Raw genomic sequence first — 20,403 nt, 5'->3', positions numbered from 1 at the left:
GGTTAGCGTTCTTGACCAAGAACCGCTCGCGTTACGATCACGATCATTCGGGTGACCGGAAGGGAGCTAAATTAAGGAGCCGAGAGCGCCATCTGCTCCGAGGCGGGCGCAAGCATAGGCCCTATCTGCTCTATCTTTTGGTTCGGGCGACTTTCTCGCGCGTGGCTTTGCGAGCGATCAAGATGATCCTCGCCAGAGGCCAAGTCGACACAATTCTTGCTCCGGACAGCAACGTGCGTAGTGCCGACCAGGATTTCGGGTCTACCACCAGCCAGATATTGCGATCAATTGCGAGTTAGCATCCTCACATCCATGCCTTTCTTGCATTGAGCTAGCGATGGCACGGTCATTGCAAGTCTTCGTTCAATGAATGGATTCGCCCCCACACGGCAGGCGTTGATTTTACGGGATCATGCGCTGATGCAGGCATATTCGTGCATGAAGGCGCAGAGGCTCATCGACGATGCTTTGTGCCAGCGACGTATCACGGAATACAAGCTGCAGCCGATGAGCGGCGACGAACTCGCTATCCAACGCCCCACTGGCGATTGACTTGGGCTGGAGACGAATGTTTCGGCATGACGGAACAATAGCGGTGGAAAGCGCGTAATTGAAGTGGCGCATCTTAAGGATCTACGAGAACTGATGCAGCTGCTTTGGCATTTGTTCGAAGCAGTGAACCGCCTTCCGAGGGGGCCAGAGCATACAGCAGCAGTTCGGACGATTAAGCGCTTTGAGCGTCGGCTGGCAGTATTGGTTCAGGCATCTGAGAAAGCTCGAGCTGCTCGCCCCGGAGTCGCGAGCCGTGCCGCCCCGCCAAACAAATGATCGTCAAACGATAATAGTATTTATCGAAGGTACCTAAGTGCGCTATCGCCAAGGCCTGCATAGCGACCGAGACGGGAACGTGAGGCTTGCAGCATCCATTCGCGCGGTGATCGGCCGTCCTGCGGCGCTGCGCCGCAGAGAATCCGAGGCAGGTCTTCCGGGGAATGACGACCAGGGCCGGATGTGATAGGCGCTAGAAGCGTGTATTCTTAAGCAATACATCACCTTCCACAGCGCGGGGATAATGAGCCGCCACTTCGAATGACGGCAATAGATCAAGAATAGCCTGCAGCGACAGCTGACCTTCGTAGAGCTCTCGGTCGCTATACTCCGTGTACACGAAGCGCGTATTGCTCAAGGTCTGCATGCCGCCTGCAATGACGTCGGCCTCCGCGCCTTGGACATCCATCCAAATGAAGTCAACCGTGTTCAGCTTAGCCTCGCTGCACCAATCGTCCAGCCGCCGGGTTTCAACCGAGAACGGGCGATCGAACCGAACCCAATCATACTCGGTAAGATGGTTTTTCGGTCGGCGTATCGAGCCGGAGAGATCCCATTCTTTTGCTTCTCCATCTGCATTGCTTGGATGGAAATCGATCGTCCCGTTTCTATCACTGATCGCGATTTCAAGCAGCTGCACCTTATCGAGGGAAAGGCCCAACTTCTTCTTGAAGCGCGCGATCGCCCGAGGGTCCGGCTCGAAGCAGTAAAGCTGAGCTTGTGGGCACAGGGTAAGAAACTGTTGCGTATCGGTTCCGTCATTGCAGCCGATATCCAAGATGACCGGATCGGGCTTCTGAAGAAGTGAAACGATATGCTGATGTACTTCTACAGACGACACAGGTTGTTTTCCTATTGGCGCGGAGATCGGTTGGATTCGCCATCAACTTCGCAATCACACGCCAGACGCTTCGGCACAACGTATATCAACGTATATAATCCATATGCCGGTCCCAATCGCCTTGATCCATCAGCGCTATGCAGCGCCGTCGACGCAAAACAGCCCGGCCGTATAGTTTTCCTTTAGCCAGTTCGTACGAGCAGCTTTGCTCGCAGGGCCGACAAGGAAGAGCCGTGAAAAAGATAGGGAAGGAGACTGTCGGCGCTTGATTGCTATCCCATTCGTGGGCCGTGATCGGCCTGATCTTGTTGCGCCGAGCGTGCACGACCTTGATCCATGCGCGTGACGGTAAACTCATATTTTGACGAGAAGCAATGTCAGGTTGGCAACAGCTTGGCGAGCTGTGTACACAAAAACGTTTGCTTCCCGACGAATGCACGAGCGGGCCAAGCGAGAGATTCAGCACGATTGCAGGCAGATCGCTCGGCTCATCTTTGGCCTGGCTCTTGCAACAATGAGGCTGCTCAAAAGGCGCCCATTGTCAACTCGTTCAAATGCTCAGGAGGCCTACATGAATTTCCGTCCGCTTCACGACCGCGTCGTGGTCAAGCGCATCGACGCTGAAGAGAAGACAGCTGGCGGCATCATCATTCCCGACACAGCCAAGGAAAAGCCCTCGCAGGGCGAAGTCGTCGCGGTTGGCCCAGGCGGCCGTGACGAGACCGGCAAGTTGATTCCGATCGACGTAGAGGTCGGCGATCGCGTGCTGTTCGGAAAGTGGTCAGGGACCGAGGTGAAGGTCGACGGTCAGGAGCTGTTGATCATGAAGGAGAGCGACATTATGGGCGTTCTCACCGATGTGTTTTCCAAGAAAAAAGCCGCCTAGTCCCAGCCCTCCACATCCACTCCGCCCTTGACAAACGCCTTGCCCGGGCGCGTCGAAGGATGAGAAACTGAACTGAGGAAATTCGATTATGTCAGCCAAGGAAGTCAAGTTCGGCGTAGAAGCGCGAGACCGCATGTTGCGCGGTGTCGACATTCTCGCCAACGCCGTGCAGGTCACCCTCGGTCCGAAGGGCCGCAACGTGGTGCTCGAGAAGTCGTTTGGCGCTCCCCGCATCACCAAGGACGGCGTCGCCGTCGCCAAGGAGGTGGAGCTCGAGGAGAAGTTCGAGAACATGGGTGCCCAGATGGTGCGCGAGGTCGCGGCCAAGGCAGCGGACGCCGCCGGTGACGGCACCACCACCGCGACCGTGCTTGCGGCTGCCATCGTGCGCGAGGGCGCCAAGTCGGTCGCCGCCGGCATGAACCCGATGGATCTGAAGCGCGGTATCGACCTCGCGGTCGAAGCCGTCGTTGCGGACCTCCAGAAGAACTCGAAGAAGGTCACCTCGAACGAGGAGATCGCCCAGGTCGGCACCATCTCCGCCAACGGCGACGCCGAGATCGGCAAGTTCCTCGCCGACGCCATGAAGAAGGTCGGCAACGAGGGCGTCATCACGGTCGAGGAAGCCAAGTCGCTCGAGACCGAGCTCGACGTCGTCGAGGGCATGCAGTTCGACCGCGGCTACATCTCGCCCTACTTCGTCACCAACGCCGACAAGATGCGCGTTGAGATGGAGGACGCCTACATCCTGATCAACGAGAAGAAGCTCTCCTCGCTGAACGAGCTGCTGCCGCTGCTCGAGGCCGTGGTGCAGACCGGCAAGCCGCTGGTCATCGTCGCCGAGGACGTCGAAGGCGAGGCCTTGGCCACGCTCGTCGTGAACCGCCTGCGTGGCGGCCTGAAGGTCGCGGCCGTCAAGGCTCCGGGCTTCGGCGATCGCCGCAAGGCCATGCTGCAGGACATCGCGATCCTGACCGGCGGCCAGGCCATCTCGGAAGACCTCGGCATCAAGCTCGAGAACGTCACGCTGCAGATGCTCGGTCGCGCCAAGAAGGTGATGATCGACAAGGAGAACACCACGATCGTCAACGGAAGTGGCAAGAAGGCCGACATCGACGCCCGCATAGCCCAGATCAAGGCGCAGATCGAGGAGACCACCTCGGACTACGACCGTGAGAAGCTGCAGGAGCGCCTCGCCAAGCTCGCAGGCGGCGTCGCGGTGATCCGCGTCGGCGGCGCGACCGAGGTCGAGGTGAAGGAGCGCAAGGATCGCGTTGATGACGCGATGCACGCGACCCGCGCGGCTGTCGAGGAAGGCATTCTCCCGGGCGGCGGCGTCGCCCTGCTCCGGGCCTCCGAGCAGCTCAAGGGCCTGCGCACCACGAACGACGACCAGAAGACCGGCGTCGAGATCGTGCGCAAGGCGCTGTCCTGGCCGGCCCGGCAGATCGCGATCAACGCCGGTGAAGATGGCTCGGTCGTGGTCGGTAAAGTCCTGGAGAAGGATCAATACCCTTACGGCTTCGACGCGCAGACTGGCGAGTACAGCAACCTTGTCTCCAAGGGCATCATTGACCCGACCAAGGTCGTGCGCATCGCGGTCCAGAACGCCTCCTCGGTGGCGGCGTTGCTGATCACGACGGAAGCGATGGTTGCCGAGCTGCCGAAGAAGATCGCGCCCGGTCCCGCGATGCCTCCGGGCGGAGGCATGGGCGGCATGGACTTCTGATCCCTCCTCTCAAAAGGATCGACAGGCAGAACCCTGGCAGCAATGCCAGGGTTTTCAACTTCGGGCAAACTTGCAACCACACCGCCATTGTCAGGCTGAGTTGGATCGGCAGTTGGCCCCGAGAAGCACAACGGCCGAAGCCATCCAGCCGTTTATATCAGCGACGCTCCGACCCAGCCCAAGATGGCTAGTCTGACTTTTCTCCCGGCGCCGCTCGGCTTGAAAATGAATCGGGCTCCCACATGGATTTCCGGGGCTGCTGAACCGGAATCCGCAACCGCTGTTCCCAAATTGGCTCCCTTCGCGGCATGGTTCCAAAGTAAGCGGCAAAGAGACCCCGTCTGGCGGAGTGGGTAAGCGATCGGCTATCGGCTGCTGAGTTTGTGAGCCGATGTGAGCTTCTATGTCTGCGCCTAGTTCTGGAACTAGAACCTTCCATATGATCGAAGCGGTTGCCGAGCGTCTTGAGGGAGCGCCGCGGCAGCTTCGCCGACGCTGGTCGGACGAGTTTAAGGCGCAAGTTGTGACAGAGGCGCTGGAGCCTGGCGCGAGTGTCTCGGCGATCGCCCGCCGGATTGGCATTCACCCGTCGCAGCTGTTCGCCTGGCGCCGTGATGCTCGGGCAGAGCGACATTGTCCCGCGCGGCACTCGAGTTGCGAGGGTGTGGTGGTGTCTGCGGCAGGCGCAGTGATCGAAATTGCCATTGGCGAGGTGATCGTGCGCGCCGGCGTGGACGTCGACGAGGCGCAGTTGCAGCGGGTGATCCGGGCGGTGCGTTCGGCATGATCCCCTCCGGCGTGAAGGTGTTCCTGGCTAGCCATCCAGTCGACTTCCGCAAGGGTATCGATGGCCTTGTTGCGCTGGTACGCGATGCCGGCTCAGATCCGTTCGATGGTTCGCTTTATGTGTTCCGCGCCAAAAGAGCCGACCGAATAAAGATCGTATGGTGGGATGGCTCTGGCGTGTGCCTTTATTTAAAACGGCTTGAGAAGGCGAGGTTCTGCTGGCCGCGGATCGGACATCATCGGGTGCAGCTGAATGCTGCGCAGTTGATGGCCCTGGTCGATGGGATGGACTGGAAGCGGGTCCGGACCGCGGCGGTCAAGCCGCCGGAGATTGTTGGGTAAAAGCACTGCGGCGAAGTGAATCAGTGAGCTGAAAGGGCAAGAGAACAGGGGCAAAATGTGCTCTGGTAGGCCCAATGATGCCGCCCGATCTCAACCTCCCAAATGACGTGGAGATGCTAAAGGCCATGGTGCTTGCCATGGCCGAGAAAGCGGCCCGCGCCGATGCTCTGGAGAGTGAGGTCGCCGATCTCAAGGCCTGCAACGCCGATGCCGATGCGCGCATCGAGCGACTGACACAGATCCTGAAGGCCTTCGACCGCGCCCGGTTCGGCCGACGATCGGAAAAGCTCGGCTCTGCGAATGGCGACGTCGAACAGCAAGCCTTTGTCTTCGAGGAGATCGAGACCGGCATCGCTGCGATCAAGGCCCAGGTCAGCAAGGGCCGTGCGCAAGCGGATAGCAAGCGTGCACCGCGTCGGCGCAAGGGCTTTGCGCCCCATCTGGAACGGATCGAAACTGTCATTGAGCCGGAAGAGCTGGCTGAGCATGCCGGCAAGCAGAAAGTGCTGATCGGCGAGGACGTGTCGGAGCGTCTGGATGTGGTGCCGGTAAAGTTCCGTGTGATCGTCACGCGCCGTCCCAAGTATGCGTTCAAGAACGCGGACGGCGTGATCCAGGCGCCGGCCCCGGCCCATATCATCGAAGGAGGCATTCCGACGGAAGCGCTTTTGGCCCAGATCGCCGTCGCCAAATATGCCGACGGCCTGCCGCTCTACCGGCAGGAGGCGATCTACGCCCGCGACAAGGTCGAGCTAGACCGCCAGTTGATGGCGCAATGGATGGGCAAGCTCGGCTTCGAGCTGGAGATCCTGGCCGACTACATCTTCAGCGAGGTCAAGAAGGCCGAACGGGTCTTTGCCGACGAAACCACTTTGCCGACGCTCGCTCCGGGCTCCGGATCGACGAAAACGGCCTATTTGTGGGCCTATGCCAGGGATGACCGAACGTTTGGCCGCGACGGTCCCCCGATGGTGGCTTATCGCTTCGAAGACAGCCGCTCCGGCGAATGCGCGGTCCGGCACCTCAATGGTTATCGCGGCATCCTGCAGGTGGATGGCTATGCCGCCTATAACAAGCTCGCGCGATCCGATCGCGGCAATGATGGCATCACATTGGCTGGCTGCTGGTCACACTGCCGGCGCAAGTTCTACGAGTTACATGTTGCAGGGAGCTCAGAAGTGGCAACGGCGACGGTCGAGCGGATGGCGAAGCTTTGGCAGGTCGAGAAGACCGTGCGCGGTCAAAGCCCCGACGCACGCGTCGCCGCGCGCCAGCAAGCCTCCGCGGCGATCGTCGCAGATCTCTTCGACCTCTGGCAGCAGACCTTGCGGCGGATCTCCGGCAAATCAAAACTGGCTGAGGCGATCCGCTATGCCGTCTCGCGCCGCGCCATCTTCGAGCGCTTCCTGGCCGACGGCCGCATCGAGCTCGACTCCAACATCGTCGAACGCGCCATCAGGCCACAAACAATTACGAGAAAGAATAGTCTCTTCGCTGGCAGCGACGGCGGCGGACAAACCTGGGCGACTATCGCAACACTGCTGCAGACGGCGAAGATGAACAACATCGATCCGTTCGCCTGGCTCGCCGTAACGCTTCAGCGTATCGCCAACGGTTGGCCGAGCAGCGAACTCGACGCGCTTATGCCATGGAACCACGCCGCCTGACGGCCTCAGCTTGCCGCTTACGTTCCAAACACGGAGATACCGTGCGAACCACTGGGCGCAGAAGCCGCTCGGAATGAAGTCAAGTCCCGCGTGTGGTAGGCGGTCGCGTTCCGGCCCATAAAGAGTCGTCCGTGAAGATCGGCTAAGCGATTGAGGCAGAATCGCATTTGCTGGTGTGGACTGTTTTTGGATTGCAAGGTTTTGATGTTTCGAGCCTCGGAACCTTGCAATTTCATTTTCAGGATTCAGTCGAATCGCCATTTGCCGCGCGGCGAACAGGATGGAAGTGGAGCGTCGACCATGATGAGAGGGCTACGCCGGGCTCGTGACGCAGGGAGGGCGTAGCCCGACCGGAGTTACGAGCCCGGCGTCGGCGCGATCCACAGCGGACCGCGCCGACTGGTGATCGCGGCCGGCTGGTTATGCAAGTGGTTCTTCCGCCAAGAGGAATCACTCGCGTGCCAGGCCGACACATTACCGATCACCAAATGAGGCTCTACATGAAGTACCGTCAGACCGATAGCCCGCCCGTGGCCGCCGCCAAGGCGTCGTTCAGCACCTCGACCGCTTACCGGATCGAGCAGGATCGACGCCTTCCGTCGCAGAAGAAGGCTCCTCGCGGCCGTCGCCGGCCAGATCCCTTGGCCCGCGTATTTGAGACAGAGATCGTGCCGATGCTGAAGGCCGCCCCCGGTGTGCGGCCGGTCACGATCTTCGAGGAGTTGCTCCGACGCCATCCTGAGCTCGGCGCCGGCATCCGTCGCACGCTGGAGCGCCGGATCCGGGCCTGGCGGGCGATCCACGGCGAGGAGCAGGAGGTCATCTTCCGGCAGACCCACGAACCCGGTCAGCGCGGCCTGTCCGACTTCACCGACATGGGCGAATTGGGTGTCACGATCGCGGGCGTGCCGCTCGACCATCGTCTCTATCACTTCCGGCTGGCCTATTCCGGGTTTGAGCACGCCCATGTCGTGCTCGGCGGTGAGAGCTTCATCGCTCTGGCCGAAGGCCTGCAGAATGCCTTGTGGTCACTCGGTGGAGCGCCACGGGAGCATCGCACCGACAGCCTGTCGGCCGCCTTTTGCAATCTCGACCGCGACGCCAAAGACGATCTGACGCGGCGATACGAAGACCTCTGTGCCCATTACGGCATGCGCCCCTCCCGCAACAATCGTGGCATCGCCCACGAGAACGGGGCGATCGAGAGTTCGCATGGCCATCTCAAGCGGGCGGTCGGCGACGCGCTGTTGCTGCGTGGCACCGCCGACTTCGACGATCTCGCTGCCTATCGTGGCTTCATCGATGAGATCGTCAGCCGCCGCAATGCCCGCAACGCCAAGCGGATCGACAGCGAACGTACCGCACTTCAGGATCTGCCGGACCGCCGCACGTCGGACTATGAAGAGGTGATCGTCCACGTGACATCGTCCGGCGGCTTCACCTTGCGCAAGGTGTTCTACACGGTGCCGTCGCGCTTGATCGGCCATCGGCTGCGGGTGCGCCTGTATGACGATCACCTCGACGTGTTTGTCGGCGGCACGCATCTCCTCACCTTGCCGCGCGGGCGGCCGCATCCCAATGGCAAGCACGATCAGGTCGTCGATTATCGGCACGTGATCCATTCCTTGCGGCGCAAGCCGATGGCGCTCCTCAACCTGGTCTACCGCGACCAGCTGTTCCCCCGGGAAGCTTACCGCCGAGCCTTCGACGTCTTGCGCAAACGCTTACCGGACAAGAAGGCCTGCCGGATCATGGTCGATCTCCTCGCACTCGCCCATGAGCGCGGTTGCGAGGCCGAACTCGCCGATCAGCTCACGGCCGACCTGAACGACGGCCGGCTGCCCGACCTCAACCGGCTACGTACTCACTTCGCCCCGGATCCCGCCCAGATGCCGAACGTCGTGGTGCGCCTCGCACCGCTCGCCACCTATGAATGCCTCATCGGTACTGCCGAGATCGGAGGTGCCGCATGAGCACAACCAACGTAGTCGACACCGCGCGCCTCAATCTGTTGCTCAACGAGCTGCGGCTGCCCGCCATCAAGGTGCTGTGGCCGCAATTTGCCGAGCAGTCCGATAAGGAAGGCTGGCCGGCGGCGCGCTTCCTCGCCACCATTGCAGAGCACGAGATCGCTGAACGCAGCCGTCGCCGCATCGAGCGCCATCTCGTCGAGGCGCGGCTGCCCACCGGAAAGACCTTTGACAGCTTCGACTTCGAAGCCGTACCGATGATCTCCAAGGCGCAAATGACCGCGCTCGCCGCCGGCGACGGCTGGTTGAACAAGGGCGCCAATCTGCTGCTGTTTGGTCCGCCCGGTGGCGGCAAGAGTCACTTGGCAGCAGCAATCGGCTTGGCTCTCATCGAGAACGGATGGCGCGTCCTCTTCACCCGCACCACCGATCTCGTGCAGAAGCTCCAGGTGGCGCGCCGCGAACTCAACCTCGAGGGTGCCATCAACCGCCTCGATCGCTTCGATCTCGTTATCCTTGACGATCTTGCCTATGTCACCAAGGACCAGGCCGAGACCAGTGTGCTGTTCGAGCTCATCAGCGCACGCTACGAGCGACGCTCTTTGCTGATCACCGCCAATCAGCCCTTTGGAGAATGGAACAAGGTCTTTCCGGACCCAGCTATGACCCTCGCGGCGATCGATCGCCTTGTTCACCACGCCACCATCGTCGAGATGAACGTCGAGAGCTATCGCAGGCGGACTGCCCTCGAGCGAAAGCGTGGTCCAGGGCGGCCACCGGAGCACGCGACACAAAAAACGCTCGCTTGATTGACGCTCCGCGACAATCAAAGCAAACAAAACTCTTGCGCGCGACAATCATCGCGGCGATCATCATCGCGCCGCGACACTGACTCGCCATCCTGATCGCCGCGCTCTTCCGACCCAGATCGTCGCGCTATAGCCAGTCATGATTCCGTGGTCGCGTCGGAGGTGACGATGCGACCGAAGAAGCAAAGGACGACGGGATCTGGCGATCTGTTCCGGGCCAGGCTGGACCAGATCATCAACATGAAGCACGAGCTGGTTCAGCTCGCCGGCAAGGTCGATTGGGACTGGATCGACGGCGAGATCGCGCCGCTCTACAGCGAGAACGGTCGGCCGGGGATCGCGACCCGCTTCGTGATCGGGCTGCTGCTGCTCAAGCAGATTTACGGCCTGTCCGATGAGGGGGTGTGCGAGCGCTGGGTCCACGACCCGTATTTCCAGTACTTCACCGGCGAAGAGTTCTTTCAGCACGCGTTTCCGCACGAGCGCTCGGGCCTGAGCCACTGGCGCAAGCGGCTCGGCGACAAGCTGGAGCTGTTGCTGGCCGAGAGCCTGCGGGTGGCGCACGAGGCCGGCGCGTTACGCAGCCAGGACCTCAAGCGGGTCACGGTCGATACCACCGTGCAGCCGAAGGCCATCGCCTTCCCGACCGATGCCAAGCTGCTGCACGCGGCGATCAGGGGGCTCAACCGCCTGGCGAGGAAGCACGGGGTCAGGCTGCGGCAGTCCTATCTTCGCATTGCCAAGACCGCGGCCATGATGGCGGGACGCTACGCCCATGCCAAGCAATTCAAGCGGCATCAGCGGCAGTTGCGTATCCTGCGCAGCCGGCTGGGCCGGATCATCCGCGATATCCGCCGCAAGATCGAAGGTCAGGCCGTGCTCGAGAACGCGTTCGCCCTCCCGCTCGGCCGGGCCTCGCAGATCCGCTCGCAGCAGCAGCGCCAGCGCGGCTGGAAGCTCTATTCCTTCCACGCCCCGGAGGTGGAGTGCATCGGCAAGGGCAAAGCAGCCGCGCCTTACGAGTTCGGTGTCAAAGCCTCCATCGTCACCAACAACCGCCGTGCTCCCGGTGGCCTGTTCGTGCTGCACGCCAGGGCGCTGCCCGATAACCCCTACGACGGTCATACCTTGCGCGACGTCATCGACCGCACCGAGACACTCACCGGCTGCGCGATCGAGCGGGCCTATGCCGACAAGGGATATCGCGGCCACGACGCACAGAACCCGCGCCGTGTCTTCATCTCCGGCCAGAAGCGCGGGGTCTTCGGTATCATCAGGCGCGAGCTGCGCCGCCGCTCCGCCATCGAACCCATCATCGGACACCTGAAGACCGATGGTCACCTCGGCCGCTGCTACCTCAAAGGCCGCGCCGGAGACGCCGCCAACGTCATCCTCTCAGCCGTCGGCCACAACTTCCGCCGCATCCTCGCCTGGCTGAGGGGTCTTTGGCGCCTCTTCCTGGCCACCCTCATCGCAGCCATCAGCGACCGTTCACCGCTGCAATCGGCTTCTTAACGGACGACTAAAGAGGTTCAGTGCTCTCGGCGCGCCAATCGGTCCGAAAATCAAACGCCTAGAATTTACGACCGTTCGCATTTTACTTGCCGATCGCTCGTTGTTTGTAGATCAAGCTAACTTGTTCATCGAACGACTTAACGGCAACTTTCGCCGATGGTAGCCGTAGATCCGAACATCTTCGCGGATCTGCTCGCTGACCGAGCGCACGATACGTTTCTTCCGCCAGTTCCTGTTGAGATCGATCGGAATGGAATTGCCTCGAGGAACGACAAGAAGATCGTTCCGTTCGTTCAAGTAGACATCGTACATTGAAGTCCTCGCTCCAGGTCAACATAAGCCGAAGCCCCAGACCTTTGGTGACTTGGACGACACAGTCTCAAGAAAGCCGAACAGGGTGCTTTGCTCTCGGAACGCCTAGGCTGGCAGGGACGAATTCTGCTTCATCTAGGCAACAGGGACGAAGCTGAAAAACACTTCAGACTAGGCACCGTCTCGATCGGCGGGAGTCGGAGGCCTCGGCTTGGGTTGTTTTAAGCTCGTCGTTCCTAATGGTGCCGACCTATGCAACTAGCCGTGGCTTTCCGTGCTGCTTGCTTTCTAGTGATCCGGCTGGCGTCTATAACCTAATATCTGTTTCTGGGCTCAGTTGGCATTATCCTGCCCCTCATTTCGGGAGACCCCTTTTTGAAATGAAGGAAGTTACAGACATCATAACATTCTACGTCATTCAAGCGGAAGCCATACGACGATATGTGGTTCACCAGAAAGACCGGATCGAAAGCGAACGCCTTGAACCCGTTGGAACAATCTAATCGAACATAGTCATCCGTGCGCGCCACCCCCTTAACGGTGATGCCACAAAGGTCATAGTATTCATGGCGAGCCACCGTTGCCGTCTCGCTCGTCGAAAAGAGCGAGAAAGCTAGATCAAAAGGCGCTTTACAGACCAGCGACAGAAATTCCATCGGCGCATCCATCGTGCCAATGAAATTAAATGGCAGTATGCAGAGCACCTTTCCATCATATCGGCGCATTATCTCGTCGATTAACCGCGTTCTTTCGAAGAATTTTCTGGCTTCGCAGCGGATAACCGCTCCTCTCCGATTTTTTAACCGACGCATACGAGGTGGATTTATTTCAATGCCAAGATAATCATTGTCATCGTTCTTAATGCCGATAAGGCGGTAGCCACTACAACCTACTTCTATGATCAGCTTGTAGTGGGTCTTGCACAGGAGATCGAGGTAAAATAGTCTCTCACGACGATGAAATTGCCGCACCTCGGCAGTGAAGTAGCTCGGACGCATGAGACGTACGCCTTCATCGCCTAGGTAGATCGCTCGATTGACTTGCTGGGATCGGAGCGCGGAGGAGTTCACCGGTGCCTCATATCATCTCTTGCGGATGAGACGTAAAGCCTACGGCATCGTCGTCCCATCGCCGTAGTCAATTCGTCGCTCAGCATTTTCGCGGCTGATGCCATATCCCCGACCGTCTGCTCGGGGCAGATGAGGTCCACCACTGTACCGGGCGGCGTCCAACTCTCGGGCAGGTCGGTTACGTCAATGGTAATAAGGTCCATCGAAACGAAGCCGACGATAGGCGCACGACGACGATATATGAAGACATGCCCTCGATTACCCAGAGTACGCGGAAATCCATCTGCATAACCAATCGCGGCGGTCGCGACCCGCATCCGCTTCTTTACTGTGTAGGACCTGAAGTATCCGATCGCTTCCCCATGCTCGACTTTACGGCATTGAATAATTTGCGTTCGCAGATGAACAACTTGCATTGGCTTGAAATCGGGATCCTCGGACGTCGAGAAGCCGAAAATTCCTCCACCCGATCTTACGAGGTCAAAATGAAACTCACGTCCGGCGAACAATCCGGCCGAATTCGATAGGGAAAGATGCGCATTCGGGAATAAGTGGGAAAGTCTGCGAAACCGATTCAGTTGTTGGAGACAAATCTCGTCTCGCCACTCTGCACAGGCGAGCTGACTCATGAACAGCACGACAGGCAATTCAGATAATCCGCTTCTATTTTCGGCGATTGCGCGCAACTCATCAATGGAAAACCCCAATCGAGACAGGCCAGTGTCGACATGAATTCCTGCGGGCAGCGCGCGATTGCGAAGTCGGCAATGCCGAAGCCAGGCCTCCAATTGTTCCCTGCTGTTGAGGATCGGCAGCAAATTGTGCTGCTCGGCCGCCAGCTCCATGCCCGGCAAAGCGCCGTAGAGCATATAGATCCTTGCCGATGATGGCAGCACATCGCGCAGGGCGACGCCCTCCTCCACATCAGCGACGAAAAAATGCGCGCAGCCGAGGGAAGCCAGGAAGGGCGCTATACGTGTCGCGCCAAGACCGTAGGCATCAGCCTTGAGGACGGCGCCGCAAGCGCTGCGAGGCGCAAGCCCCTGGCACTTCCGATAGTTGGCTTCAATGGCGCTGAGATCAACAATCATGGTCGATCTCGACGTCTCGCGAACGGACTCTACAGGTTTATGATAGGGATAGGCTTCGAGACCAATCGGCATATGTCATCTCATCACGCCACGCCGACGACAATCAATGGTGAGAATACAGTGATCGAATTGCCTCTTCCGCGCACGCGGGCCCAAAACGAAACCCGTTACCTCCACCGCCGCCAACGACATACAGGCCGGCGACATCTTGAGCTGGGCGAGAGAACGGGACACCATCGTCAGAATAGCAGTCGCAAAACACACGCGCTGATGCGATCGCGGGAATGTCAGGAGAACACCATTTTGTCAGGATTGCGTTGGCGCGTGCGAGATCATCCGAACTGACGTGCAGCCCGCCGGTGTCAGGTCTCACATCCCATTCGTGCGAGGTGAAACTGAACAACCAATACCCCTCTTCGATCATAGGGATCAGGAACGCATAGTCATCGAACAAGCCGACCATTGGACAGTTCGTTGTAGGGCGCGCCGCCAAGTGAAGCGCGACGACCTTTTTAACTCGCAATCGCGGCCCCTCCGCTAAATGCGCGCGCAACGGTGACTCTGGCAGCCATGGACCGATTGCCAGAACGGCCCGCCTCGCCGAGAGTTCGCTATCATCAGATGTCTGAAGACTAATATGGCTCGGTCTTTGCCGTATCCGTGCAATCGATGTGCGCTCCCGTATCGAAGTTCCGACAGCCTTGAGCCGTTGGGCCAGATCCCGAACAATGGAATTGACTGGGCAGTAAGACCCCCGATCCAGCGCCACGACCATATCGCCGGGAATCAAAAATTGCGGCAGCGATAAAAGCCTCTCCCTCAGCGCAAAAGAAGTCGATGGGGCGGTGCCGACCACACAGCTCATTCGCGTGAGTTCTTCCGGATCGCGCGTCAACCACAATACGTCGCAGTCTCGACCGCTGGGCCACCCATGGGGATAGATCTCTCGCCAAATCTTTGAACCACGATTGAGGAGGCTTCTTTCCTTTTCATTACGACCGATGTTGATTTGGATTCCCGGGGCAAACCCACTGGCACCAGACCCAACGGTCTCTCGATCGAAGATCACGATTCTATCCCGGGGCCGGCTATTCGCTGCAATGAAGGCGGCACTCAGGCCCATGACGCCCGCGCCCATGACCGCCAGGTCGTAAATGCTGTCGGTCATCGAGCTCCCTCCCAGGCGATAGACAAAGCGCCCAGAATTTCGCTGCCGCGATTCTCCAAATAATGGGTTCGATGGGGCTGCAGAAACACCAGATCGCCGGCCTTGATGGCCAATTCTCCATCGTCAGTTATCACACGACCTTGGCCGCTCGTGATGCGCCAGATCTCGCAGGAAGAATGGGAATGAGGCGTCGACACAGCGAACGGATCTAGCCGAAATTCGATGAGCTCGACGGGACAAGGGGTCCGGGATTCGCCGATTTCTTCAACGTGCTGCAAGACGACACCGGGGCTATAGATCGTCATGTCGCCCAGGGCCATCAACCGTGCATTCTTCATGGCAAACTCCGAAAGATCCAGTTGTCGTGGCAGACTTGTTCGCCGGTCAGCAGGCCCTCTCGAAGCCAACGCTACTCCACTCGATGACGCCGGTTCCCGGCGCGCAATCGTAGGCGACGCGGCCGATGATTGAATTGAGGATTTGCGAAGCGCGCCAAGGAACCAGGCTTAGATTTGTATCGGCAATGCCACGTTGAAGGCGTGCGCCATTCTGGACGTACAAACGGCACTTTTCGGGACCGTCAAAACGAGCCGAGAACTCCTTGTCGACTACGATTTCTTGAGAGCCACCCGGAGCATTCAAGACCTTGAGCCGACCTGCGATCGGCTCAAGAAACGATGGGATTTCGGTGCGGTAGCCTGTGGCTAAGACGACAATGTCTGCGACATGTTGTGAAGAAGTGCCTGTCTTCCGCTGACGCAAATCCAAGCGAAAGGGAGACATGCCCCGCAAGTCTTCGGCCGTGGTGTCCACGTATACCTTTACGTGCGCGGGGTAGGACTGTCTATGAACCTCGCGGTCGTACAGCGTATTGTAGATAGCGCGCAGCGTCGAGCAGTTCACGCCATCGCTCGCCAACGATTGTCGCTCAAGAGTTTGCTTCCGGGCGGCTTCACTCTGGTCAAAGAACCAGTCACCATGTTGCGGAAAGAACCATTCATTGACGAAAGGACTGTCTTCGAGCGCAAATATGCTTGCGCGGCGCGTCACCCAGGTCAGGGTTCCCAATGGACCGCATGCACCACTGAGGAGATGAAGGAATATCTCAGCCCCGCTTTGGCCGCCGCCTACGACCACGACACGCTTGCCGGAAAGCTCACGTCGCCGCAGGAGAAGGGTACTCCCGTGAAACACCTCGTTTGGCGGCGCATTCCTGCCCCACTCAGGAACAGACGGTACCCTGCCCACGCCAAGCACAATCGTACCGGTTTGGTACTTGCGGCAATTCGTTATGATATTAAAGGCCTCGCCGCGCAGTTCGACTGCGCTCACGTGCTCGCCGAATTGGATGTTCGCCAGCTTCGCCGCTGCCCAGCGCAAATAGTCCTCAAATTCACTACGAGTAACAGACGCCAGCCCCCGAACAATAGCTTGATAAAGTCGCTTCTTATCATGCAAGTAGGCGAGGAAACTGTATGCACTCGTCGGATCAGCCGGTGTGACCAAGTCCTTTAGCGGGCTGGTTTGCATGACGGCACCTGCCAAAAGCAGACCGGGATGCCACTTTACCTTCTCTGAGCTCTCAAGGACGTTCAACGAAATGTCCAGAATCGGAGCCGCAAGCGCTGCCAGACTCAGATTAGCCGGCCCCGCACCGATCGCGATGACGTTATAGCTGTCGGCGTGCTTCAGCATCCCATGATCCCTACAAGGAGCCAGTCAATGTTCTCGGCTGCCCGAGAAAACTTGAGTTGCAAGAAGGACTGCATTCGCGACGATAAGCACCATCATGGTTATAAGCAGATTATCGAAGCCGCCGGCCTTCACGATTTGCCCTGCGATGCATGGAAATCCGAATAGGCCAATGAAGTAGGAGAGCGTGAAGACTTGAGAGGCAATAGCCAACGACGTGCCTTCCGTGTCAGCAATGTACACGACCATACTGTTCAGGGTCGAATAGCTGAGACCGTATCCCAGCGCGAACATCATTGTTCCGATGATGTAGTTCGCCGTACTGCCTACATTCACGAAGAGGATGAATAGCCCTCCGATAGTGCATATGCTGAGAACCGCGGCTACGCGCTCAAGGCGAAACTTTCCAATTATCGGCGCCACAGCGAACCGCATGAAGACGGCTGTCAGCGTGAAAACAAGAAAGAATGTGTCGGCAGACTGCGATCGCGATGCAGCATAGAGCGTTTGGAATGTGAAAAGACCGGCGAAGACGCATGCCCCAAGGCCGATCATGATGATCGGATATCGCGTGTTCGATTTGAGGGCTTTTAGCACGCCTTCCACGTTGAGACGTACAGTTGGCAGTTTGGTCTGAGGAGCGTGCGCCAGCCCCCTACCGGCGAACTCCAAGAACGTCGCGCCAACGAGACATGCAGCCGCAAATAGGGCGTACACCGCAATGTAGGATCCCGCAGTCACCGCGACGGTGCGCGCGAGAGGAGAAGCAAGCCCGATACCCAGCATTTGAGACCCGGAAAGCAAGGTCAAATACTTGATACGGGCTTCAGCCCGCACGTGACCCAGGACTTGAAGCGGCGCCAGCATATAGAAGCCAGACCACCCAATGCCGAGAAGAAGTCCTCCGACGTACGCGAAGAGCGTTAAAGTTGACGCTAATGCGAAAGATATCATCGCGGCCGCCATCATCACTGCGGCCACGGTGATAGTTCGCATTAAGCCAAGTGAATCTGCGATCCGGCCGACCATTAGCGAACACAGTATCGTTGCGATCGTACCGGTCGAGATAACGGCTCCGGCGGTCGTGGCGCTTTGCTGAATGGACCGCAGGGCGTCCACGAGAAAGAAGCTCGAGCCATAGGATGCGGCCAAGCTAATACTACCAAGCATGAAAGGAATGGAGACTTCTAACGGCATTGCACTGGGCAGCTTCTCGGCAGGAACGATGTTCGCGACTGTCACGCTGCAATCCTTCCGGGAAGGCATCGTTCAATATCTGAAACCGCCAACCTGCGCCCATCGATCTTCGGTGCCGCTCCATTTCGGTGAGGTGAAGGCGTCGAAGCGCGTGCGGCAACGGGATGGCCGCTATGACCGAGCCAACGCCATAAAGCTTCTGTTATCTTGGGCATCAGCGGCCAAGCCAGTATGCAGAGCCCCATAAGCCAGGCGTAGGCGGTCTTATGGTTCGGCGAGCCATCAAGATGATCAACCCATTCGATAAGCGGCCGCGACGATTGCGATACCCGTAGACGGTCGAGCGAAAGCGCGGCGCACTGCTTTTCGTAGAGTCGATCCAACGTAACCATCATCGCACCATCAACGTGACATCCAGCGAGAGAAGGCATCGAGTTTAGGGACTCCGTGCAGCGATCGATTGCCGCAGATATCTTGTCGAGAACCGCGTTATAGCGATCGACCAAGCGCTCTGGTACCAAGTCGGTCTCGGTTTCTTCCGGGCAGATTTCCGACAGGTACACTCTGAGGACGTCGACCGATATATTTGGAATTCGAGCGATTTCGCCTGCCCAGATCACGTGGCCGCGACTCGTAGAGAACTTCGAACCGCTCAGCCGAATGAAGTGATTGAAAAAAATTCGATCAAATGGGCGGAACGAGTTCTGACCCAAAGCGCATCCCGTAACTCCGACAAGCATCGGGATTGTGTTATCGATACCGGTACCGCCAATGAGGAACGCATTGGACTCGCGCGCAAAAGGATTGGGCTTGTGGGTGCCCTCCGTGTCCTTGTAACCGCAATAGAGAGAATGAGCGTAGAGTAAGGAGGAGTAGCTAAACAATATCTGCTGGCTGTTGAAATGTCGTGAATTCCAAGCCAGCCCGTGTAGTCCCGGTACGGTCAGCCTCATTTGCTGCCCTTTACGTGCGACGTACCGTTTCCCTATCTCCAGAAAGCTGGATTCGATGGCCGTATCGTCCCACTCCCGTAGAAGTCGGTCCTTTCCCGAAATTGAAAGGAATGCTGAAACGTTTTCCAACCATTCGACAATCCGCCCGCGCCTGGATACTGGATTCAGCGCTTCCTCGGGCTCAAAATGATGTCCACACTGTTCGCAGAAGAAGCTCCCCGCAGATGCCAGGCAAACCGGACAGGTTGCACCAAACCAGCCTCCAATGCAGAAACGCTCTTCTGGCGTGGCAGTAGAACCTGCATCGTCCACTGGTAAGCGACCTGCGAGGAAACGAAGCGAGCCCGCTGCAGATAAGGCGCCCATCAGCGCGTTGCCGACCTTCGAAAAGCGCTGCAGATTGCCGCCATACGCTGGGTCATCGAAATGATCGAAAACGACACCGACGGAGGCGAGATCTTCAACAATTCTGATATGGAAGCCATGTGCCAAGGCTGACGGGTCAATGTTCTCAAGAGCCGCTCGGACCAGGACATGGTTCTCGAAACCGTCAGTCGTCAGTCCAGAACGGACATGATGCCCCGCCCTCTTCAGGTGCTTCTGTACAACATCCATTCTGAGATATGGCCCAGCGGCATGCCCCAGATGTGCTCTGCCATTGGCGGTCAAGTTGACGGGAGATATATACACATCAACGGGATGCGTATTCGCTACATTTATCCGCGAGATCGTTGGACTTTTTTTCATAGCTGCACAGTGACTTCTATGAACACATTTCTGGAAACATCCAAACAGGTGCCAGACATCGCCGCTAGGGCGCGAAAACGCATGCGGCTTAGGGGTTATGGACGCAGTCCGGCTGCGTATTTCAAACTGGGCTCCATACGTCGAAGACCTGCAGCGTACTGTTTGAGATTTTAGAGCAGACGACGCTGTTTCGCGGGATACTCGACGTATCGCTCTACCTCAGCTCGCAACATAGGTAACCTCCTGACCAACCGCTGCTTGGATGCGATCAGTTCTGACGCCGTGAACGAAGCAAACGGCGCGCCAACTGAAAATGCGTGCTTCTTGGGCTTGTCAGAGCCTCCCGTTCGTCAACTTTCCGACATTGGTCACGAATCTCACAAGTGGGCCGGTAAAGCCGGATGAGAGCGGTCGTAGGCAGATAAGTTTCATTTTTTGCGACCATTGCAGCCAGCTGGTGATGCCGACGACTTGGGGTGGCGACCAGTCCGGACATAGCTTGTTTCCGCGGATCAACGCGTCACAGCTAATCGCTCACCATTAAATTAACCTGGGGTACGCCTGCACAACGGGCCGAGGTGCCATCCTAAACATTCCGCGCAATCCCTGGTTTAGGCGGGGGCCTTGATCCGGGATCGATAGCGCTGAGGCGCATACATTCTGTTGCATATGCCGTGGTTGGTAGCGACCGAGAGGTCAGCGAGATCATTGGAACGGATGTGGATGTCACCGAACAATACGCGGCCAGGCAGCGGTTGGAAAACACTCTTGCAGCACTGCAGGAAAGCGAGCAGCGAGTT

The 20,403-nt window shown here is 58.4% G+C and carries 17 protein-coding genes and 1 pseudogene; 9 read left to right on the top strand and 9 right to left on the bottom strand.

The genetic code is table 11. The features are described 5' to 3' along the window. Positions 1-366: 366 nt before the first annotated feature. Positions 367-552 carry a hypothetical protein gene (locus ACE10X_RS11595; RefSeq protein ID WP_016845961.1) on the top strand — a complete coding sequence of 62 codons (186 nt, stop codon included), beginning with the start codon at positions 367-369 and terminating at the stop codon, positions 550-552. A 469-nt stretch (positions 553-1,021) separates the two neighbouring features. Here ACE10X_RS11595 and ACE10X_RS11590 read toward each other — a convergent pair whose 3' ends face one another. After that, complete coding sequence (locus ACE10X_RS11590) at positions 1,022-1,669, bottom strand: FkbM family methyltransferase (RefSeq protein ID WP_016845960.1); 648 nt, start codon at positions 1,667-1,669, stop codon at positions 1,022-1,024. A 571-nt stretch (positions 1,670-2,240) separates the two neighbouring features. On the opposite strand from ACE10X_RS11590, the gene groES reads away from it, so the two are divergent. The 8 genes and pseudogenes from groES (at position 2,241) to ACE10X_RS11550 (ending at position 11,373) form a co-directional block, all read left to right on the top strand. After that, a complete protein-coding gene (gene groES, locus ACE10X_RS11585; RefSeq protein WP_016845959.1) occupies positions 2,241-2,555 on the top strand; it encodes a co-chaperone GroES in 315 nt (104 codons plus the stop codon). A gap of 88 nt (positions 2,556-2,643) precedes the next feature. Next, positions 2,644-4,284 (top strand): chaperonin GroEL, encoded by a 1,641-nt coding sequence (groL, locus tag ACE10X_RS11580; RefSeq protein ID WP_168858704.1) that lies wholly within the window; start codon positions 2,644-2,646, stop codon positions 4,282-4,284. A 439-nt stretch (positions 4,285-4,723) separates the two neighbouring features. Next, positions 4,724-4,897 (top strand): annotated as a pseudogene (locus ACE10X_RS11575) (transposase); the annotation flags it as partial. A gap of 170 nt (positions 4,898-5,067) precedes the next feature. Further along, positions 5,068-5,412 (top strand): IS66 family insertion sequence element accessory protein TnpB, encoded by a 345-nt coding sequence (gene tnpB / locus ACE10X_RS11570; RefSeq protein ID WP_016844268.1) that lies wholly within the window; start codon positions 5,068-5,070, stop codon positions 5,410-5,412. 74 nt (positions 5,413-5,486) lie between these two features. Continuing rightward, on the top strand, positions 5,487-7,079 hold the full coding sequence (locus ACE10X_RS11565) for an IS66 family transposase (RefSeq protein ID WP_209945864.1): 1,593 nt from the start codon (positions 5,487-5,489) through the stop codon (positions 7,077-7,079). Between the two features lie 422 nt (positions 7,080-7,501). Next, a complete protein-coding gene (gene istA / locus ACE10X_RS11560; protein WP_080586188.1) occupies positions 7,502-9,052 on the top strand; it encodes an IS21-like element ISBj11 family transposase in 1,551 nt (516 codons plus the stop codon). Next, positions 9,049-9,858 carry an IS21-like element ISBj11 family helper ATPase IstB gene (gene istB, locus ACE10X_RS11555; protein WP_016842034.1) on the top strand — a complete coding sequence of 270 codons (810 nt, stop codon included), beginning with the start codon at positions 9,049-9,051 and terminating at the stop codon, positions 9,856-9,858. Before istA ends, istB begins: the two co-directional genes overlap by 4 nt. A gap of 168 nt (positions 9,859-10,026) precedes the next feature. Next, on the top strand, positions 10,027-11,373 hold the full coding sequence (locus ACE10X_RS11550; RefSeq protein ID WP_375764191.1) for an IS5 family transposase: 1,347 nt from the start codon (positions 10,027-10,029) through the stop codon (positions 11,371-11,373). Positions 11,374-11,484: 111 nt separating this feature from the next. On the opposite strand, the gene ACE10X_RS11545 is transcribed toward ACE10X_RS11550, so the two are convergent. The 8 genes from ACE10X_RS11545 to ACE10X_RS11510 all read right to left on the bottom strand — a co-directional run bounded on the left by ACE10X_RS11545 (position 11,485) and on the right by ACE10X_RS11510 (position 19,603). Beyond that, positions 11,485-11,685: a hypothetical protein gene (locus ACE10X_RS11545; RefSeq protein ID WP_075968505.1), complete on the bottom strand. Its 201-nt coding sequence runs from the start codon at positions 11,683-11,685 to the stop codon at positions 11,485-11,487. A 314-nt stretch (positions 11,686-11,999) separates the two neighbouring features. Further along, the gene (locus tag ACE10X_RS11540) at positions 12,000-12,683 is read right to left on the bottom strand and encodes a hypothetical protein (RefSeq protein ID WP_028343553.1); all 684 of its coding nucleotides are present in this window, start codon (positions 12,681-12,683) and stop codon (positions 12,000-12,002) included. Between the two features lie 68 nt (positions 12,684-12,751). Beyond that, positions 12,752-13,846 carry an alanine racemase gene (alr, locus tag ACE10X_RS11535; protein ID WP_063607118.1) on the bottom strand — a complete coding sequence of 365 codons (1,095 nt, stop codon included), beginning with the start codon at positions 13,844-13,846 and terminating at the stop codon, positions 12,752-12,754. 103 nt (positions 13,847-13,949) lie between these two features. Beyond that, positions 13,950-15,014: an NAD(P)/FAD-dependent oxidoreductase gene (locus ACE10X_RS11530; RefSeq protein ID WP_375764190.1), complete on the bottom strand. Its 1,065-nt coding sequence runs from the start codon at positions 15,012-15,014 to the stop codon at positions 13,950-13,952. Beyond that, positions 15,011-15,352: a cupin domain-containing protein gene (locus ACE10X_RS11525; protein ID WP_016841048.1), complete on the bottom strand. Its 342-nt coding sequence runs from the start codon at positions 15,350-15,352 to the stop codon at positions 15,011-15,013. Before ACE10X_RS11525 ends, ACE10X_RS11530 begins: the two co-directional genes overlap by 4 nt. 46 nt (positions 15,353-15,398) lie before the next feature. Then, positions 15,399-16,709, bottom strand: coding sequence for a lysine N(6)-hydroxylase/L-ornithine N(5)-oxygenase family protein (locus tag ACE10X_RS11520; protein WP_016841049.1), 1,311 nt, complete (start codon positions 16,707-16,709; stop codon positions 15,399-15,401). Between the two features lie 24 nt (positions 16,710-16,733). Beyond that, positions 16,734-17,948: an MFS transporter gene (locus ACE10X_RS11515; protein ID WP_240536982.1), complete on the bottom strand. Its 1,215-nt coding sequence runs from the start codon at positions 17,946-17,948 to the stop codon at positions 16,734-16,736. Then, the gene (locus ACE10X_RS11510; RefSeq protein WP_077231022.1) at positions 17,945-19,603 is read right to left on the bottom strand and encodes a class I tRNA ligase family protein; all 1,659 of its coding nucleotides are present in this window, start codon (positions 19,601-19,603) and stop codon (positions 17,945-17,947) included. Before ACE10X_RS11510 ends, ACE10X_RS11515 begins: the two co-directional genes overlap by 4 nt. Positions 19,604-20,403 lie beyond the last annotated feature (800 nt).

The sequence above is a fragment of the Bradyrhizobium sp. Pha-3 genome, assembly GCF_042258325.1.
Lineage (GTDB): Bacteria > Pseudomonadota > Alphaproteobacteria > Rhizobiales > Xanthobacteraceae > Bradyrhizobium > Bradyrhizobium elkanii.
The sequence above is the reverse complement of the archived record's forward strand: the minus strand, read 5'-3'. Positions and strand labels throughout refer to the sequence as shown.

What these genes read in the sequence shown, in the direction of transcription:
- ACE10X_RS11595 (WP_016845961.1), top strand. Translation starts at nt 367, where the DNA reads ATGAATGGATTCGCCCCCACACGGCAGGCGTTGATTTTACGGGATCAT.
- groES (WP_016845959.1), top strand. Translation starts at nt 2,241, where the DNA reads ATGAATTTCCGTCCGCTTCACGACCGCGTCGTGGTCAAGCGCATCGAC.
- groL (WP_168858704.1), top strand. Translation starts at nt 2,644, where the DNA reads ATGTCAGCCAAGGAAGTCAAGTTCGGCGTAGAAGCGCGAGACCGCATG.
- tnpB (WP_016844268.1), top strand. Translation starts at nt 5,068, where the DNA reads ATGATCCCCTCCGGCGTGAAGGTGTTCCTGGCTAGCCATCCAGTCGAC.
- ACE10X_RS11565 (WP_209945864.1), top strand. Translation starts at nt 5,487, where the DNA reads ATGATGCCGCCCGATCTCAACCTCCCAAATGACGTGGAGATGCTAAAG.
- istA (WP_080586188.1), top strand. Translation starts at nt 7,502, where the DNA reads ATGCAAGTGGTTCTTCCGCCAAGAGGAATCACTCGCGTGCCAGGCCGA.
- istB (WP_016842034.1), top strand. Translation starts at nt 9,049, where the DNA reads ATGAGCACAACCAACGTAGTCGACACCGCGCGCCTCAATCTGTTGCTC.
- ACE10X_RS11550 (WP_375764191.1), top strand. Translation starts at nt 10,027, where the DNA reads ATGCGACCGAAGAAGCAAAGGACGACGGGATCTGGCGATCTGTTCCGG.
- ACE10X_RS11545 (WP_075968505.1), bottom strand. Translation starts at nt 11,685, where the DNA reads ATGTACGATGTCTACTTGAACGAACGGAACGATCTTCTTGTCGTTCCT.
- ACE10X_RS11540 (WP_028343553.1), bottom strand. Translation starts at nt 12,683, where the DNA reads ATGCGTCCGAGCTACTTCACTGCCGAGGTGCGGCAATTTCATCGTCGT.
- alr (WP_063607118.1), bottom strand. Translation starts at nt 13,846, where the DNA reads ATGATTGTTGATCTCAGCGCCATTGAAGCCAACTATCGGAAGTGCCAG.
- ACE10X_RS11530 (WP_375764190.1), bottom strand. Translation starts at nt 15,014, where the DNA reads ATGACCGACAGCATTTACGACCTGGCGGTCATGGGCGCGGGCGTCATG.
- ACE10X_RS11525 (WP_016841048.1), bottom strand. Translation starts at nt 15,352, where the DNA reads ATGAAGAATGCACGGTTGATGGCCCTGGGCGACATGACGATCTATAGC.
- ACE10X_RS11520 (WP_016841049.1), bottom strand. Translation starts at nt 16,709, where the DNA reads ATGCTGAAGCACGCCGACAGCTATAACGTCATCGCGATCGGTGCGGGG.
- ACE10X_RS11510 (WP_077231022.1), bottom strand. Translation starts at nt 19,603, where the DNA reads ATGAAAAAAAGTCCAACGATCTCGCGGATAAATGTAGCGAATACGCAT.